This is a genomic window from Aliikangiella coralliicola, from assembly GCF_007004725.1.
GTDB classification, from domain to species: Bacteria; Pseudomonadota; Gammaproteobacteria; order Enterobacterales; family Kangiellaceae; genus Aliikangiella; species Aliikangiella coralliicola.
Map to the genome: position 1 here is coordinate 15,831 of NZ_ML660173.1, position 17,174 is coordinate 33,004.

Annotated in this window: 12 protein-coding genes; 5 read left to right on the forward strand and 7 right to left on the reverse strand. The window is 41.7% G+C overall.

The features are described from left to right. Nucleotides 1-64: 64 nt before the first annotated feature. The 3 genes from FLL46_RS25950 to FLL46_RS25960 all read right to left on the reverse strand — a co-directional run bounded on the left by FLL46_RS25950 (nucleotide 65) and on the right by FLL46_RS25960 (nucleotide 8,722). Nucleotides 65-1,981, reverse strand: a complete 1,917-nt coding sequence (locus FLL46_RS25950) for a glycoside hydrolase family 19 protein (RefSeq protein WP_142935202.1) — start codon at nucleotides 1,979-1,981, stop codon at nucleotides 65-67. 156 nt (nucleotides 1,982-2,137) lie between these two features. Further along, nucleotides 2,138-4,702, reverse strand: a complete 2,565-nt coding sequence (locus FLL46_RS25955; protein WP_142935204.1) for a glycosyl hydrolase family 18 protein — start codon at nucleotides 4,700-4,702, stop codon at nucleotides 2,138-2,140. Between the two features lie 684 nt (nucleotides 4,703-5,386). Continuing rightward, entirely contained in the window at nucleotides 5,387-8,722 is a 3,336-nt protein-coding gene (locus FLL46_RS25960) for a VPS10 domain-containing protein (RefSeq protein WP_142935206.1), read from the reverse strand. Between the two features lie 620 nt (nucleotides 8,723-9,342). On the opposite strand from FLL46_RS25960, the gene FLL46_RS25970 reads away from it, so the two are divergent. Continuing rightward, nucleotides 9,343-9,819 carry a nuclear transport factor 2 family protein gene (locus FLL46_RS25970; RefSeq protein WP_142935210.1) on the forward strand — a complete coding sequence of 159 codons (477 nt, stop codon included), beginning with the start codon at nucleotides 9,343-9,345 and terminating at the stop codon, nucleotides 9,817-9,819. Between the two features lie 195 nt (nucleotides 9,820-10,014). Here FLL46_RS25970 and FLL46_RS25975 read toward each other — a convergent pair whose 3' ends face one another. After that, complete coding sequence (locus FLL46_RS25975; RefSeq protein ID WP_142935212.1) at nucleotides 10,015-10,245, reverse strand: hypothetical protein; 231 nt, start codon at nucleotides 10,243-10,245, stop codon at nucleotides 10,015-10,017. Between the two features lie 685 nt (nucleotides 10,246-10,930). Between FLL46_RS25975 and FLL46_RS25980 the strand changes: the two genes are divergently transcribed. Beyond that, nucleotides 10,931-12,025 (forward strand): hypothetical protein, encoded by a 1,095-nt coding sequence (locus FLL46_RS25980; RefSeq protein ID WP_142935213.1) that lies wholly within the window; start codon nucleotides 10,931-10,933, stop codon nucleotides 12,023-12,025. Nucleotides 12,026-12,167: 142 nt separating this feature from the next. Here the strand turns inward: FLL46_RS25980 and FLL46_RS27485 are convergent, their stop codons facing one another. Beyond that, entirely contained in the window at nucleotides 12,168-13,022 is an 855-nt protein-coding gene (locus FLL46_RS27485) for a glycine-rich domain-containing protein (protein ID WP_210418825.1), read from the reverse strand. Nucleotides 13,023-13,158: 136 nt separating this feature from the next. On the opposite strand from FLL46_RS27485, the gene FLL46_RS25990 reads away from it, so the two are divergent. After that, nucleotides 13,159-13,437: a helix-turn-helix transcriptional regulator gene (locus tag FLL46_RS25990; protein ID WP_210418826.1), complete on the forward strand. Its 279-nt coding sequence runs from the start codon at nucleotides 13,159-13,161 to the stop codon at nucleotides 13,435-13,437. A gap of 118 nt (nucleotides 13,438-13,555) precedes the next feature. On the opposite strand, the gene FLL46_RS25995 is transcribed toward FLL46_RS25990, so the two are convergent. Both FLL46_RS25995 and FLL46_RS26000 read right to left on the reverse strand, forming a co-directional pair. Then, nucleotides 13,556-14,317, reverse strand: a complete 762-nt coding sequence (locus FLL46_RS25995) for an ABC transporter permease (protein ID WP_142935217.1) — start codon at nucleotides 14,315-14,317, stop codon at nucleotides 13,556-13,558. Continuing rightward, nucleotides 14,314-15,240 carry an ABC transporter ATP-binding protein gene (locus tag FLL46_RS26000; RefSeq protein WP_142935219.1) on the reverse strand — a complete coding sequence of 309 codons (927 nt, stop codon included), beginning with the start codon at nucleotides 15,238-15,240 and terminating at the stop codon, nucleotides 14,314-14,316. Before FLL46_RS26000 ends, FLL46_RS25995 begins: the two co-directional genes overlap by 4 nt. Before the next feature lie 403 nt (nucleotides 15,241-15,643). Between FLL46_RS26000 and FLL46_RS26005 the strand changes: the two genes are divergently transcribed. Next, nucleotides 15,644-16,132: an HD domain-containing protein gene (locus tag FLL46_RS26005; RefSeq protein WP_246119408.1), complete on the forward strand. Its 489-nt coding sequence runs from the start codon at nucleotides 15,644-15,646 to the stop codon at nucleotides 16,130-16,132. Nucleotides 16,133-16,189: 57 nt separating this feature from the next. Next, a complete protein-coding gene (locus tag FLL46_RS26010; protein ID WP_142935221.1) occupies nucleotides 16,190-16,813 on the forward strand; it encodes a nucleotidyltransferase in 624 nt (207 codons plus the stop codon). Nucleotides 16,814-17,174 lie beyond the last annotated feature (361 nt).

The following is a 17,174-nucleotide window of genomic DNA, read 5'->3' on the forward strand; positions in this document are numbered from 1 at the left end:
TTATGAATTGGTTTTGATTGTTTTAATTAAAAAAAGCCGGAGAAAAAATCCGGCATTGAACGAACTATTGCACCACTTCCACATCAAAATAATGCTCAACACATTTTTGATAATCTCCGGGAATTAGCGCAGAGTAGGCTGTTTGATAACCTACGGTTTTACACATAAAACTTTTGCCTTCGGGCATATCGGCGTGGTAACTCCAGTCCTGGTCCAGACTGATTAGCATGGCACCTGCGCCTTGAGTATCGAACCTGCCCTGATTAGCACAACCGAGCTGTTCGTCAGCGGCTATTGGTACATTGAGTGCCGCAGCGTGTTTTTTGTAATAGGCAATTCGATTTTTTGATTGAGCTTTTTCCTGACCATTAGCTGTACCGCATTCGATACCACCATTAATAATATTGGTGGTGGCGCCAAAGCCTGCGGTAATGCCTAAACTCAAATCATGAGCGTTGGGCGTCCAGGTGCCGTCGATGACATGTAACATGCTTGGCTTGGGAGGCTGCGGATAAACAAAGAAAAATACCGCTGATGCCAGGTTAAGCCAGGTTCGCGCAACGCGGTCAGGATCGTTCAGGAGAACAGTAGTGTCGCCAAACATGGCTTGAGAAAACGGACCGTAGTTGTAGTTATAACTTAACTGTTTAGCGCCGCGGCCAAAGTATTTTTTATAGCTGCCGTCTGCATTTTTACCGCAAACCCAGGTTTTGCCTTGCCAGGTAGAAGGTGAACATTCTGCGTTATACCCGCATCCAGGACCTTCCTCAGTGCAGCCTATTTCGCGCAAGTAAACCAATCCTTGACGCCATTCTTCGATCGCTGAATTTGGATTGTGGCCACCGGTTTCCTGAGTGAAATGAGCGAACATTGTGGCCAGGGATTTGCGGCAAATCGCATCGGAATCCCGACCGTCGGTGTAGGTGCCACAGAAGGCCTTAAATTTGGCAACGGCTCGCAAGAATCGCGTATAGGAGTAATCTTCGTGTCTTTCAATGAAAGTGTAGTTCCATTGATCTTCATTTAAAATTGCTTCAACGCGTTTAACGTTTTCCGGATTTGCCGCTCGGTTTGGCACCACTGCTTCTACCACATCGTTGTCGCGAATGGCTATCGACGCCTTCACTAGCTGGAATAATTCGCTGGAGGTCAACTGAGCTTCCATTGCATCAATCTCGGCTTGGGTCATGGTGTAACCACCGCCAGGTTTAGGGATGGGGTTCGGTTTATCTGGATTGGGTTGGCCGCCACTTTTAGTGACTGTTACTGTCTTTGTGTTACTGGATGAACAAACTTCTTGCTGCTGATTAGCATTACAAAGCTCTATTTTAAAAACGTAATCTCCAACAGCTGTCAGGTTAACTGTATGTGATCCTGATTGTTGACTTTGAGCAGGGATAGATTGGGTGTGAACGCGCGAATTATTCTGATTAACGTGCCAGACAGTTCCACTTTCTCCTGACCATTTATTCCACTCAAGAGCAAGTTCTACTGCACCCACACTCAAATCCAGATTGCCATTAATATTTGATAAGCTAGGAGCGGCCGGTGTTTTTAATCCACCAGGATCTCCACCGCCATCGCCTGCACCCACCTGGATGTTTTTAGTGGCGCTATCAACACAGGTTTCTTCGTTACCTTGAACATTACAAAGACTGACAACATAGGCATAGTTACCGTCGGCGTTGACTGTTACCTGGTAGCTATCCGACTGCGCACTATTTCCGTTTGCCTGTAATGAAGCTGAATGAATGACGGCACCATTTTGTTTTAAGCGCCATAGATTGCCGTTGGTTCCCCACCACATATTCCAGGTAATGGTGTAATCGGCTTTACCGTTGTTGAGCGTATACTCTGTGGGCATCCATGCGATGTTAGGCGCTTTCGGTGCAGCAGGCGCAGACCAACTGACAGTGGATAATGTAGAGAAGGAGCCGCCAACTAATAGCAACAATGTGCTTAGTTTATTTTTCTTTATCATGACTTTTTCCTCAGTTAATTGCTTTAATATTTCTTCAACGAAGTTACTGAAAATTGTCTTGGCCTAACTGCAATGTATTAACCAAAACAAAAACAGCAAATTTTCATTTAAATGACAAAGGCTCACGATTTGCGAGCCTTTATTAATGAGGAAATATTATTTTTTAGGGTGGCCTAAGCCTTGGTGCATTGCGTTGAGAATTCGACCATTGTCAGCATCGATTTCCCAGGCGAATACGCCACCTAAATTGTGTTGGTTAACGTAACTACCTTTTTCGATTGTCGAACGAACAGTATCTAAGCTGATTAGAGTTCCTGTCGTTGAATTCCAAAGGTATTCAGCTTTGGCTATGGGATCCCATCCTAGCTCGAAGCCATTAGCCCCTGCGGATGGGCCATTCATGAAATTTTCTTCGAGAGCCTTGTAGTCCTCTATTCCATCTTCCCAACTTCCTTTGATTGGACCGTTACCAGTACCGGTAAATGGATTACCTTCGGTGGCACCTGTGACGTCTTTCCAACCGCGACCATACATAGCGACACCCACTGTAATTTTCCCTGGGGGAACATTGCGACTGATTAAGTGCTGGATAGCTGCGTCAGTGTAAAAGCCAACATTGGTGTTTTGGTAAAGGTCACTTTCATACAATAATGCTTGATGGCCAAGTTCGTTATTCCACGCTCCTGCGTAGTCATAAGCCATAACATTAATGTGATCCATAGGCTGATGCGCGCGCTCCCAGTCAATTCGGCTAATCTTTTCTAATCCGGCATTCACTGCTGCGGCAAGCTCATAAGTTCGTCCCGTTTCGGCGCTTAATTGATCGAGTGCTGCTCTTAATTCGATCATTAAATCGGCAAAGCCAGCGCCGTCTTCTGGTGTACCCAGATCAGGATTTGCGCCACCGCCGCCTGGGAATTCCCAGTCAATGTCAATCCCGTCAAAAAACGGATAATCACGCAAGTAGTTAATCATAGAATCAATAAAGATTTTTCTTGCCGCAGGATTAATGCCGATTTCATAGAGAGGATCTGAAAGTGTCCAACCGCCCACTGACGGTATTATTTTTATATCGGGATTGGCTAATTTCATTCGGTGAAGTTGGCCAAAAATGCCTGCGACACCTTTGCCGTCTACATCACCGGGATAGAGTTTTTCCAGCGCTGCATACTTATCGTGTATTACCACTTCATAGTCCTGTTTGCCTTCACATTGTTTTACCAATGCGGAATGTCCGCTGGGATTGGCTTGACGTAGGGATTCATTTGGGCCGCAAATCGGAACAAACCCGTAAAAGATGTGAGTCAGATTTTCGGCTGGTATATCAGCAACATGATAATTACGTCCATAAATTCCCCACTCAACAAAATAGGCGGCTACCATTTTTCCGCTGGTATTGTTGTATGATTCATTATGCTGTTTTAGTGGGTGAGGGTAGTCGCCCGGCGTTGTTGGCCACCCATTAATATCGATAACATTCACGGACGTTGAAGCGCTATTGCTGCATGCTTCCTGAGTGCCAGACACGTTACATAACTGAACTACAAATTCGTAAGTACCGGCTTGAGTGAGCGATACAGTGTGGCTTCCTGATTGGGCGGACGAACCATTTGATGTTAGTGCGGCAGTGTGAACGACTTCGCCATTTTGTAGTAGTCTCCATTCATTGCCATTAGCTCCCCACCACAAGTTCCAGCTGATGGTCACGTCGGCTTTGCCATTTTGAATTTCAACTTCGCCGTTTGTCCAACCGATGGTTGGTGTTCCAGGTTGCTCCGGTGGCAGTGCGTCAGTGACAGTTACTGCAACTTGATCTGTGTGAGTAAATTCTGAATCGTTCACCGAATATTCAAGAACATAGTTACCAACTGCATCGAAAGTTGCACTGGTACTTCCGCTTGCAGCATCAGTGAAAACAACCACACCAGGGCCGGAAACTTTAGTCCAGCTTTCGGTGATTGGTGATGATTTTCCGTCGTCAGTATAGCTCCCGTTAAGCTGAGTCAATTGATTGACTGAGGCGTTAATATCTGCGCCGGCATTAGCAACTGGTGGTTGATTAACTGCTTCCGCAACAACAGTCACGTTAACTTCGTCACTGACTGTAAATTCAGTGTCGCTAACGGTTAAGCGTAAAACGTAGGCGCCTTCGGAGGCGAAAGTTGCTTGAGTAGCTGCCTGGTTTTGATTAACAAATGAGACCGCGCCTGCACCGGAAACCACTTGCCAGCTGGCGGTAACCGGTGTAGCCAAACCATCGTCGGCGTAACTACCGTTGAGCGGAGTGGCGACATTTACTTCGGTTGAAGCATCTGCGCCTGCGTTAACCGCTGGCGGTTGATTCTCTGCGCCGCCTGAGATTGTAATTGTTTTACCGGCGCTTTGGGTGCAAGATTCACTTGCTCCATTGCCCGAACATAGTTTGATGATGTATTCGTACTGACCCCCAGCACTTTGGTTGACATTGAAAGAGCCCGTTTGGCTGTTGTTTCCATTCGGCGTTAAATCTCCTGAATGAATAGTTGAGCCGTTTTCTAGTAAGTACCATCGATTTCCGTTTTCTCCCCACCACATATTCCAGGTAACGGTAAATTGTGCGGGTGCATCATACTGCGTTGGCATCCAGGCGATATTTGGTGTACCGGGAGCAGCAAAAAGATTGGGCGATAAAAATAAGAGCGACCACAAAAGCAGTCGAGACAGTTTGACTTCGTTTTTCATTTCCTCTCCATCCACGTTTCAGTTTTTTCTTATTTGCTCCATCTGAAAGAGATGGAACTTTGGGTATTTTTTTAATTTTGTTTGTAATAGAAAACCGCTTTCTGAAAACTTATAACAGGTAATAAAAATTAATTGCCGATAGAATTTCCTCTCTTAGAATTTATTTTCTTATAACAATTTTTCGAATCTCAATCGTGAGTATATTTTGACCATTACATATTTTTGACAGCGCTGTCAATAACAATTCAAGATATTTTAATTGAATTGTCATAATTTCAAAAAAAACGGGAAACTCGTCAAAATTTATGATTATGTAGTGTGGTTAATCGAACAATTTTTTGAGGTATTTGCTGATGAAGATTGAAATTCGATTAGAAGAATTTGGGCAATTTATTGTATTTTTATTGCGCGATTTTTTGATGTTGTTTTGAGTTTTTTGAGACGAAAATTGTAGTCAGTATCTTTGACCTGATTTGCATTTTTTTGGTATTCGAACAATGCCAGATTGTGAACTTTATCACTTAATATAATTGAGATATTTAAATTGTTTTTCGCGTTAATAAAATTAAACTGAAAGTGTATTTTTGTGAAGCGCTAGTCAGTTTTTTTCTACAGATAAAAAAGCAGCGCTTAAAATGCGCTGCTTTTTAATTGAAACTAGGTGTATTTATTCAATCGGAACTATTATGGAAGAACTTGTCCATTAACCCAAGGCGCACCATGTTCGCGCAATTTTGTTTCAAGTGCTGGGATTTGAACTTCCATGATTTTTTTGAGTCTTGCTTTTTCACTTTGTAATTTTTGTTTTGCTCGCTCCAGACTTTGTTGATGGGTTGGAGTTGGTCCATAGCTTGAAAAAGCCGTGCCAAGTTCTGCAACATCAATTAAGTTGGACACTGTTTTAACATTTGAAAGGTAAACTTCGCCGCGTGACTGATCGCCATTAAGGTTGTGATTAATGTCTAACAGGTGAGCGCGAATTTGATGAATCTCCTTATCTAGTATACCGGGTTCAGCAGTCGATTCTGAAATCGCTCGTTTGATCATTTTTACTCTTTCGAGTGCTTTGTTTAAAACGAAGTGGGTTGCACTTGAATCGCGCTTTACGTCATTGATCGCTTGCCAGAAAGCGGCTGCTTCATTGGCGCTAGAACCTGTTAGTGCACCTTTGGTCATTTGCTCTACTTTAAAGGCAACCGGCTCATTGAGTATTGTCACTTCTCCGTCGACTTCTTTGCTCAAACTTACGTTGTAATCTCCGGGCGCTGATAACAGGCTAATCTTAATGTAACTATTATCCGGTGACGCTTCTGCTTTGGTGATGGCGTCAGCGTCAGGAATAGTCAGATCCCAGGTAACGCGGTTAATCCCTTTGTTGTTTGATCCTTTTATGCGCCTGACAATTTGGCCCTTATCATTTTTTACCGTTAACCATATTTGCGGATCTAGTTGTCTTCTTTCTTCCTCAACATTTTTCCAGCCAGGAAAGGGGATACCTTTATTATTTTTTCTGAGTTTTTGTTCTTCTTTCTGACGCTTCTGTTTTAGCGTTTTTAAACTATCTTTTAGATAGTAGGTAAAAGTAGTGCCGAAAGGTGGGTTCGGCGCCGAATAATAACTGGCACCTTGTGAACCTTTCAACTGAAACCGCGAGAGCGGACCATTTTCGATATACCACCAGGTCTTACGTGGTTGGAACAAAATGGCTTCTTTATTCAGTTCAGTTTTTGAAATTGAACGAAGCGCACTGTAGTCATCGAGAATAAAAAAGCCGCGTCCAAAGCTGGCAGCTATCAGATCATTTTCACGTTTTTGAATAACCAGATCTCGAAATGAAATTGTTGGCACACCGCCATTTAACTCTACCCAGTTCTTACCTCCGTCAACGGTAAAAAATAATCCAAACTCAGTAGCGGTGAACATTAAGTCAGGGTTAACATGATCTTGAACGATTCGCCAAACGAGGTGTTTTTTGGGAAGGTTACTGCTAATTGACTGCCAGCTTTTACCACGGTTGGTACTTTTTAAAAGATAAGGTTTGTAATCTCCAAATTTGTGATTGTCCAGGGCGACGTAAACGGTATTGGCATCAAATAAATCCGCTTTAATGTCATTGACGAATGCTGTAGCAGGGATCCCCGGTAAACTTTTTACTGTTATTTTTCGCCAGCTTTTTCCGCCGTCTTCTGTAACCTGGATAAGGCCATCGTCAGTGCCGGCATAAATGAGCCCTTCTTGCTTTGGTGATTCAGCCAATGAGGTAATGGTGCTGTATTGAGACATTGCCCACATATCCCAGGCAGAATCCCAACCAGGTTCTTTATCCATGATAGGTTGCTCAATTCGATCCAGGTTATTGGTTAAATCTGGTGAAATAACGATCCAGGTATCGCCGCGATCTTCAGAACGCCATACGCGCTGAGAGGCATGGTAAATTCGAGATGGTTTGTGTGGGCTGACCAAAATAGGTGCGTCCCAATTAAAGCGTTCTTCCGGTGCGCCTTCCTCAGGCTGTGGTTGGATGTAGACTAATTCACCATTGGTTCTATCAACTCTGACTAAATTTCCTTGTTGCCATTCGGCATACATAATATCCGGGTTTCCGGGTTCGGTGGCTGGTTGGTGACCGTCGGCAAATAACACTTCTTCCCAATCTGCGTTTCGAATACCGTTTCTATTATCGGTACGCGATGGACCACCGTGTGTGCCATTGTCCTGAGTGCCGCCGAATACATTGTAGAAAGGGGCGGCATCATCAACTGCCACTTTATAATATTGGGTGATTGGCAAGTTAGAAATAAAGCGCCAGTTTTTACCGTTGTCAAAGCTTTCGTAAATTCCACCATCAGACCCCATTAATAAATAGTTTTTGTCTGCGGTAAATGTCAGTGAATGGTTATCTGAATGCTTGTGTTTTTCTTTCATCGCCTTGAAAGTTTTACCACCGTCATTAGATTGCAGCATTCGGACATTGGCGAGAAATATTTGATCAAACTGGTGTGGGCTTGCATAAAGTTCTTGATAATAGTGAGGGCCGGTACCACCGGCAACAGCTTCGGACTGTTTTTCCCAGGTCGCTCCGCGATTATCACTACGATAAACAGCGCCTTTGCGCCGATTTAACTCGATTGCTGCGTAAACAACATCAGGATTAATCGGTGAAATTGCTAAACCGATTTTTCCCATATCTGATTTTGGTAAACCACTTTTGCTTGAAAGTGATTCAAGATCTTTTTGGTCGTGTTTGGCGGGATTCAATTGAACCCAGTTTTCTCCACCGTCTTCTGAACGAAATAAACCCGTTCCTGGTCCACCGTCAACCAGTGCAGCTACAGTTCTGTGACGTTGCCAGGTTGCAGCGTAAAGTCGGTTCGGGTTGCGTGGGTCGATAACAACATCTGTTACGCCTGTCCACTGATTGTCCCCTAAAACTAATTTCCAATTTTTGCCGCCGTCGGTGGTTTTAAACAAACCGCGTTGACCACCTTTCGACCAGAGTGGCCCCTGTGCAGCAACCCAAAGTGTATTTGGATCGTTTGGATGAACAATGATTTCAGAAATATGTTCAGATTCTCTCAACCCTTTATGTTGCCAGCTAGCGCCTGCGTCGTGGCTGACGTAAATTCCGTCGCCAAACCCAACGTGTCGGCCACTAACATTTTCACCTGTTCCTACCCAGATAGTTGAGGAATTATTCGGATCAATTGTTACAGTGCCAATCGAGTAAACATCCTGGTTGTCGAAGATGGGGGTCCAGGTTGTTCCTGCGTTAGTGGTTTTCCAAACACCGCCGGAACCCACACCGACATACCAGATGTTTTTGTTGTCGGGCGATATATCAATATCTGCAATACGACCCGACATAAAGGCAGGTCCAATGTTTCTGAGTTGCAGTCCCGCAAATGTATCACTCGACATCAGCGTTTCTTTTTCGTCTTTGGCAATTAGCGGTTGGCAGGCAATTAAAAATGTTGCTACCGCTGCTAAGGAAGCGATCAATACACGTGCTTTTGTTATCATCAGTTACTCCAATTAGTTGCACGATTGAAATTCAGATTCGAAAACACTGGGATCTGAAAGCAATTTAAATCGAGGATCGTTGAGAATAATAGGCCTTTTCTGTTTTGTTATTTTTATCTTCGTTTTTCAGTGAAGTTTCAGCAATTTATAACATATTTTTGTGATGGCTGTCTAAGTGAATGACTACCTATGTGAATAGTAGCGGGTTTGCTCGCTGAGATACCGAGAGTTTATTTGAATTGAACTTTTCCGCTAATCATCTTATAAGCAGGAATGCCTCGAATTAAAGTTTCGCGTGCAAAGACCTGTTGGCAATTAGGACAAGTACAGGGTTGCTGAGTGTAGTCAACTGCGATACGCTCGATAAAACATTTGATTAATGCGCCTTTGCCGCCTTTGTGATATTTGTACAACAAAGCCTTACATTTTTTACAATAAATATTGATTGTTTTTTCTGGAACTTTTTTATTGGGTCTAGACAACTCGAACGCCTTTGGCTGTATTTTTTATTCGAGAAAACAGCTTAAATCAAAGTGGGCGAAAACGGAATTATTTACTGGTATTGTTTTTTGTAATTAAACTAAATAAGTTATTTACCTGAAAAAGGTTGGGGGAACACTATGCTGAAGCATCTTTCATTATTTCGTTGGTGCGTTTTTTTATTAGCCATAACATGGAGTGGCTTGGCATTTTCTGCTTCTGAAAATTCACCAGAAGAGAAATTACTAAGAAGCGCTATCGAAAAGTTTTCCAGTGCGTTTGTAAAAGCAGATTTAAAAATACTGGATAAAATGCTGACAGATAATTATGTTCATACAAACTCAGGTAGTAAACCATTTGGAAAGCAAGCATGGCTAGGATGGCTAAAAACGAGAAAACAAGAACTGGACAATGGGTTGCTGAAATATGATTTCTATAAAACTGAAGAACTTAAGGTTTATTTTCATGGCGACTCTGCTGTAGTCACGGGACGTAATATTGCCAGTGGCGTAAAAGGAAAGGAGCCGTTTAACATTGATATTCGATTTACGCATTTTTGGGTCAAGATTGAAGATAGTTGGAAAAGGGCGGCTTTTCATGACGCGAAGACCCGTTGACTAAATGGTCCTTTTTGAAGGACATCATGTCGAGCTAGTTGGAAATCATAAATGAGTATTCAAGAAGTAATCAGAGTCTTAATGATAATTATTAACTTTCAATGTTGAGGCGGGCTATTATTAAGGCCAAAGATGATATTCTTGGCCATATTTTTATGGGGTTTATTTTATCGATCCAGTTTTATCGATTTAGCTTTATCTTATCTCGTTCCGCGCTGTGCGTTCGTTTTCTACTGTGTTCACCATGCTAATAAGTTGGCTTAGAAATTCTAATTCGCTCAAGCGACCTTCAGCAACTTCTCTGATATTAAACGCTAAGTCTTCGGCAATAAGCCGTTGATTAGCGGCATTGCTTATAGTTAGCAGTCGTTCAATCGCGTTTACTGTGTAAAGTGTTTTTTCCGGGGGAGGTATGTTTTTTAGCATTTAATATTCTCCTGCATAAGGATTATGTCTTCATCGTCAAACTTAACGAATATAGTCAACAAAAGGGGTAAATTGATTGGAAAAAATTCGATTCAGGCCAGATCAATTTACTCGTTACTACGTTTTTTACTAAAAATTGCTGAGCCATCATTCGTGATGAGAAAGCAATGTTAATAATGAGTGATCTTTCACTTATTGACAAGCCGTAAATAGAGCGTTTTTTTGTAAGCGATTGTTAGTTAAGCTTGTGAGCATATAGCCCACTTTTGCCGGTTATCTTTTCGTGAGAACTAAAACTAAAGATATATTTTATTATGAGATTTTTATGTTGAGATATTTGGCTGAAAGTAAGAAATATCAGGTTGTTTATCTCTTTTTGAGAAAAAATTGAAAAGTGCTGCTTTTTGACTAAGATTAGTTAAAAAGGTCTATCAATGTCTGATCAAGGAAAAAATTGTTGCGAGCTGAAGTCAGCAATAAATTTATGGGGGAAACTCCATGTCTCTCCTGTTCAATAGAGATTCGGCTATTTGACAAATTTTAACTTGTCGGAAGTCGGGCCTGGTTATCGAACGAATTGTTGAGCGAGCTGTAGCGAATATTTTAAACATAGCAAAGTTTAAGATATTTTCACCTGCAAGTTGCTTAATTAGGGGATGTTCAGTTGCCAAGCTCCAGGTATTACATGAAAAGCATGCTTTTGCCTACCTTTCTATTGTTGGCCGGCGCTATTGTTTACTGGCTTTTTAGAACCAACATTTACTTGCTTTATCTTTTCCCAATTCAAAACTCCACGCCACTATCTGCTGATAATATTTATCTTTATTTTTTGAAAAACTATTTCTCTGACCTGGTTTGGTGTATCGCATTAACTCAAGTTGCCTTGAAGCTCATTGAAGCCGGTGTTCCAAAATTTTATTCGATATTACTTCTTTCTATGCCGATATCGAGTGAAATTTTACAAGCTACAGGATTAATAAGCGGAACATTTGATTGGTTGGATTTGTTGATTTACCTGGCGGTTTTTATTTACTTTTTCTCAAAGAGGTATTTTTCTATGAAAAACTTCTATAAACATATCGTAGGAACTATTTCGGTATTGATCTTTTCCTTAACAATTATGGCTTGTCTTTTTCCTGATCCACCGCCGCGAAAACCTGTTGTTTATACGACTGGCGTTTTTACCATTCAGCAAAAAAAGGATGAGATTTTTACTAAGCCACAGCTATCTAATATCTTAAAGTCATCAAAAAATTTATCCATGGTGCTTCGGGTACCCAATCCTGGAGATAAAGTAACCGAAGAGCAAAAACAAGCGAATAGTGTATTGTATAATCTTATCGAAAAGGAATTTGCGAAAGCCGGTTTTATCGTGAGAGACCGGCTGTTATTCGCCAAGGTTTTAGAACAGGAAACAAAAGATTATTCTAAAATAGGATTAATTACCGAAACGGATCTTATTCTTGAATTATTGACCTACACAACCAAGCAACCATACAAAATAACAACTTTTAGCGATTCTCAGGGGAGTAGCCAAACCGCTGCCAGAGAAATTACCTTTAATGGCGCAATGGTTGAGTTCAAACTGATTAGTGTCAAACAAAATGATATGGTGGGTTCCTACACTTTTTACTACACACCATGTACGCAAGGTTGCACACACCGATTTAGTGACTCGTATTCTGCCAGGAGAACCTGGAAAGTTGAAAAGGACATACCAAAAGATTTTTTTGTTAATTCTTCCAGAAAACTGATTAAAGAACTGAAAGTTGATCGTTAGATTTAGTCGGTAGTTAACGTGCTTGGAAATCATCGTTAAAAAATAAACATTTGGAAATCATTATTTTCAGACGTTTATTTTTTAACGCTTGGCCGGGTGACTGCATGGACTGATTGCATAGATAAACTATCTTTGGAACCAACTAACCACCACATCCTCCGCCGCAGCCTCCGCTTCCACCGCAACCACCATCGCCATTGCTATTACTACTGTTGCCACATCCCCCATATGCTCCGCCGCTACTGTTTTCTTTACCGTTGGATTTATGTTTTACAGCGAGGCCAACAATTAGGACAACGGCAAATGCGATGAGCACAAACACCAGGAAAGCTGAGTTTGAGTCTGATTCTGTCGCAGCAGCGGTCGATTGTACAAATGTGGCAATTCCTGCAATGCCGGTTGCGGCTAACAAGCGCTTAGTCCACTTCTTGGATATCAAAAATACGTCGGCATGATTGACTTGTACCATCCCACCCGCATTTTTAAATCGCTCATTCACATTGGGCCAACATTCAACGGGCGGTTCGCCAAACAACTTTCGGTAACTATTCAGAGTATTCTGGTACCATTCTCGAAATTTATTGTCCTCTGACGGGCCGCCTTGTGTCGGTCCATGATGAAACTTTTTTCCGAGTACATTAGGGCAAAATTCCTCCCAATAATCGTATGAATAGGTGAGATGTAGGTGCCACACTTGATCAACTTCGATAGAGGGGGTAATCGGATGGCCAGCGATAACTGCCAACAAGCAAAAGCGCTTATATTCTTCGATTGCTTTTTTGGCGAAGTGAATAGACCAGCGGTTTTCACGGGCTAATCGCTGGGTGAAAGACAATTGATCGCCAATAGAGTCAAATGAGTGGTCGCAAATTCGTTGCCAGATTTCTCTTTCAGTTTGGTTCAGGTTAATTGGGGTCTGGCTAATCGGGGTCTGAATAGTTGAGGTCTTACTAATTGAATTTTGGCTAATTTGATTCAAGTCTGTTTGATGTTGCATAATAACTCCTATAGATGAAATCTATTTCATTAATTATGATTACTGAAATACAATTTATGAATATAAATACATGAATTAAATTTCATGTATAAAATATCGTGTATTTTGTTAAATGTCAAACGGGGCTTTGCAGAGTATGAATAGTAAGCATTGGACTTTCCTGAGTAATCACGCGCACGTCTTAGTGTGTTTAGTGCGCGATCCTGAAGCCAGACTGCGTAAAATTGCCGATGATGTGGGTATTACCGAACGTGCCGTTCAACGGATTATCGGTGAGCTAGAAGAGGCAGGGGTGGTTACCAGGCACCGATTTGGCAGACGTAATCGGTACGAACTTGACCTGGATTGCTCGTTACGCCACCCTTTAGAGTCCCATAAAACACTGGCTTCGGTCATTAATATCATTGCTAAATGAGTTCGAGCATATTAATCAGACGCTGTAGAAATTAATAAAGCGTCGATTTTATTTCGAAACTCACCTTAATATTTTGATGTTTTTTGTCCTGTTTCAAAAGTCGACTTTTGGATCGCTACTATTGTCGTAGGCGATAACCTGTCTTAAATATCCACCAGATACCAGTTAAGCATAAAATCATAAATACTAAAGTCATGCCCACGCTTACACCGACATCTACGTCAGCGACGCCATAGAAGCTCCAACGAAAACCACTGATAAGATAGACCACTGGATTAAACAAAGTAATTTTCTGCCAGATGGGAGGCAACATACTAATTGAGTAGAAACTACCCCCTAAGAAAGTCAGTGGAGTGACGACCATCAGAGGGATCACTTGTAACTTTTGAAAATTATCTGCCCAAATACCAATGATAAATCCGAAAAGGCTAAATGTGACTGCAGTTAGTACGAGGAAGCCGACCATCCAAAAGGGATGAACGATTTCGTAATCCACAAAGAAACGTGCAGTAATTAATATAAGGAGCCCCAGCACAATTGATTTGCTCGCGGCGGCGCCAACATACCCCAGCACGACTTCCACGTAGGATATTGGGGCGGACAATACTTCATAAATGGTTCCCGAAAACTTGGGAAAAAATATGCCGAATGAAGCGTTAGAAATACTCTCGCTGAGCAGCGCTAGCATAACCAGGCCTGGAATGATAAATGCGCCGTAACTTACTCCATCAATATCACCCATACGTGAACCGATTGCTGCACCAAATACAACAAAATAGAGTGATGTAGATAAAACGGGAGAAGCAATACTTTGCATTAATGTTCGCATGGTGCGAGCCATTTCGAATTTGTAGATTGCTTTGATGGCATAAAAATTCATGACTGTTCCTTGACCAGGTTGACGAAAATATCTTCTAAAGAATTTTGGGTGGAATTAAGATCTTTAAAATCTATGCCGTGTTGGCTGAGTTGTTTTAATAATTCGGCGATGCCGGTATGCTCGCTTTGCGCGTCAAAGGTATATATTAGTTCGTTGCCATCATCGATAAGCTCAAGTGGTAAGTGCTTTAGCTCTTCAGGAATCGATTGAACAGGACATTGTAAGTGCAGTGTTAATTGCCGTTTACCGAGTTTATGCATGAGCTCGGACTTTTCTTCTACCAGAATGATTTCACCTTTGTTGATCACACCGATGCGGTCAGCCATTTCTTCGGCTTCCTCAATGTAGTGTGTGGTCAAGATTATCGTTGCACCGTTATCGCGTAAGCCTCTAACCATATCCCACATGTCTCGTCTTAATTCAACATCAACGCCGGCAGTTGGTTCATCTAAAAATAATATTTGTGGTTCGTGGGATAAAGCTTTGGCAATCATCACGCGTCGTTTCATTCCACCTGATAGGGCCATCATTTTTGAGTCACGTTTATCCCACAGTGATAGTTGCCTTAGAATTTTTTCAATATATGCGGGATCTGCAGGTTTTCCGAATAGCCCGCGACTGAAGGTAACTGTTGCTTTTACACTTTCAAATGCTTCAGTGGTGAGTTCTTGCGGCACCAGGCCTATTTTTTCACGAGCTTTCCTGAAGTCTGTCGAAATGTTGTGACCATCGGCCAGGATCTCTCCGTCAGTTGGATTAACTATTCCACAGATTGAACCGATTAAAGTTGTTTTACCCGCGCCATTAGGGCCAAGCAGGGCAAATATTTCGCCTCGATTAATATCCAGATTGATATTGTTGAGTGCTTTAAATCCAGAACTGTAGACTTTATTCAAGTTTTTTATTGAAATGATTGGTTGCACTTTTGTTCCTTTGGCAAAGGTTACTATTTTTAAACTCAACAGAAAAATTTGTGCTGAATTTAGGATGCCGAAAGTATATCAATTTTTTTGTGTTTTGACAGAGCCAGACAAAATGTCGGCACTTTACTTTCCGTCAATTCTTATTATAATGTTGAGCGTAACTAAACTGACAGTCGGGCAAACCGAATGCATATTGAAAAACATCAAATCGAAAATCGAATCAAAACCAGGGCGCCAGCTCTATAGAATTGAAAGAGCTCTATCACTTAAGCCTTTTCAAAAGGAGAGGTTTCAAAGAAAGTGTTTTCAAAGAGAGCATCTTCAAAGCCATTCATTTCAAAACCAATCATTTCAAAACGAATCGCGACAAGAATATTTTTCATTCGAAACTCAAGCTGATAATTTGCTAGCTGATTTCAATGATGCTGGTAATAAAGCTATCATTTACGAACAACGAGAATACCTTTTAGAATTACTACTCTCGCTCGATGGTATTATTCAGTCTCCTGAATATCATCCAGAGTCTGACGCACTTTATCACACGCTCCAGGTATTTGAGTTGGCTTATCAAAATTCGGCAGATCCCGAACTTTGGCTCGCAGCACTATTTCACGATGTAGGCAAATCAGTTGACTCAAAAAATCACGCTCAAATAGGTGCTGAAATGGTCGCAGGTCTGTTCCCTGAGCGCGTCGTATGGCTAATTGAACACCATTTAGACCTTATGATTTCGCCTGGAAAAACTCGACAGCGGTTGGCGAATACACAACGACTAACTGATTTGACTCAACTGAGAAATTGGGATTTAGCCGGTCGTTCGCCAACAGCGATTGTGCGGTTACCAGACGAAGCGCTTGATATTACACTAAGCGTACTTTCACATTCCATTTGATACGCATTCGCTAAGATTTGTCATTCAACCAATCGGCGTGAAAAGCGCCCCAAAACAATGAGAAAAAAACGCAATGATATTAGAAGGCTTCTGGTTCGCGAAGCTGCTCGTTTAATGTATGAAGAAGGTGTTGATCAATACCTTGATGCAAAACGAAAAGCCGCTAAACGAATACTGGGTAAACAAACTCGTGACTTGCCGTCGAATGGTGAAATTGCAGAGGAGCTATTTCAGTTATCTCAATTTCATCAAGGTGATGAATTAGAAGCGACTCTTTTCGAGATGCGAATCCTCGCAATGGATGTGATGGAGAATTTAGCAGAGTTTAGTCCAAGGTTAATTGGCTCGGTTAGCACCGGGAAAGTTCGTCAGGGAAGTGATATCGATCTGCATGTTTTCACCAATAGCCTCGAAAATCTTCAAGCGCACCTTGAAGCTGCTAAGTGGAGCTATTCGCTAAAAAAAATCTGGATCCAAAAGTCAGGTCGACCTGCAGAGTTTACCCACATCTACCTGGACTTTGACTATCCTGTTGAGCTTTCGATTTACCCGGAAAATGAAATCAGGGTGAGAGGAAGGAGTAGCACCGACGGTAAACCGATTGAAAGATTGTCAGCGTCAAAGTTAAGAGATTTAGTGATGAATGAGCATTCAGAAGCGTGGAAAGAGTATATTTCTTAAGTTAATACTTCCTATCTATTTAGATATTTCCATATGAAGTAGGATATGAAAATATTAAGACGGATTGTGGTGTTTTATTTTGCTATTAAATAAAAAGCTTATTTATCAAATAGTTATGATTATTTTTTTCAAGGTTGAAAATAACTGGCACGGCACCTGCTCAGTGGCGATTGAGGCTATAGAAAATCTTCCTTCTAAAAGACTGGTAATCTATAGGTCGCTGGTTCGAGTCCAGCCAACTGCGCGAGCAGTTGTAGCTCAGATGGTTAGAGCAATAGACTTAAAAAGATTTTTTACTTTCCTCACTCATAGGCTATGACAGTCGCTTCCTTCTAACTGCTCAATGAGCAGTAGACTTTTA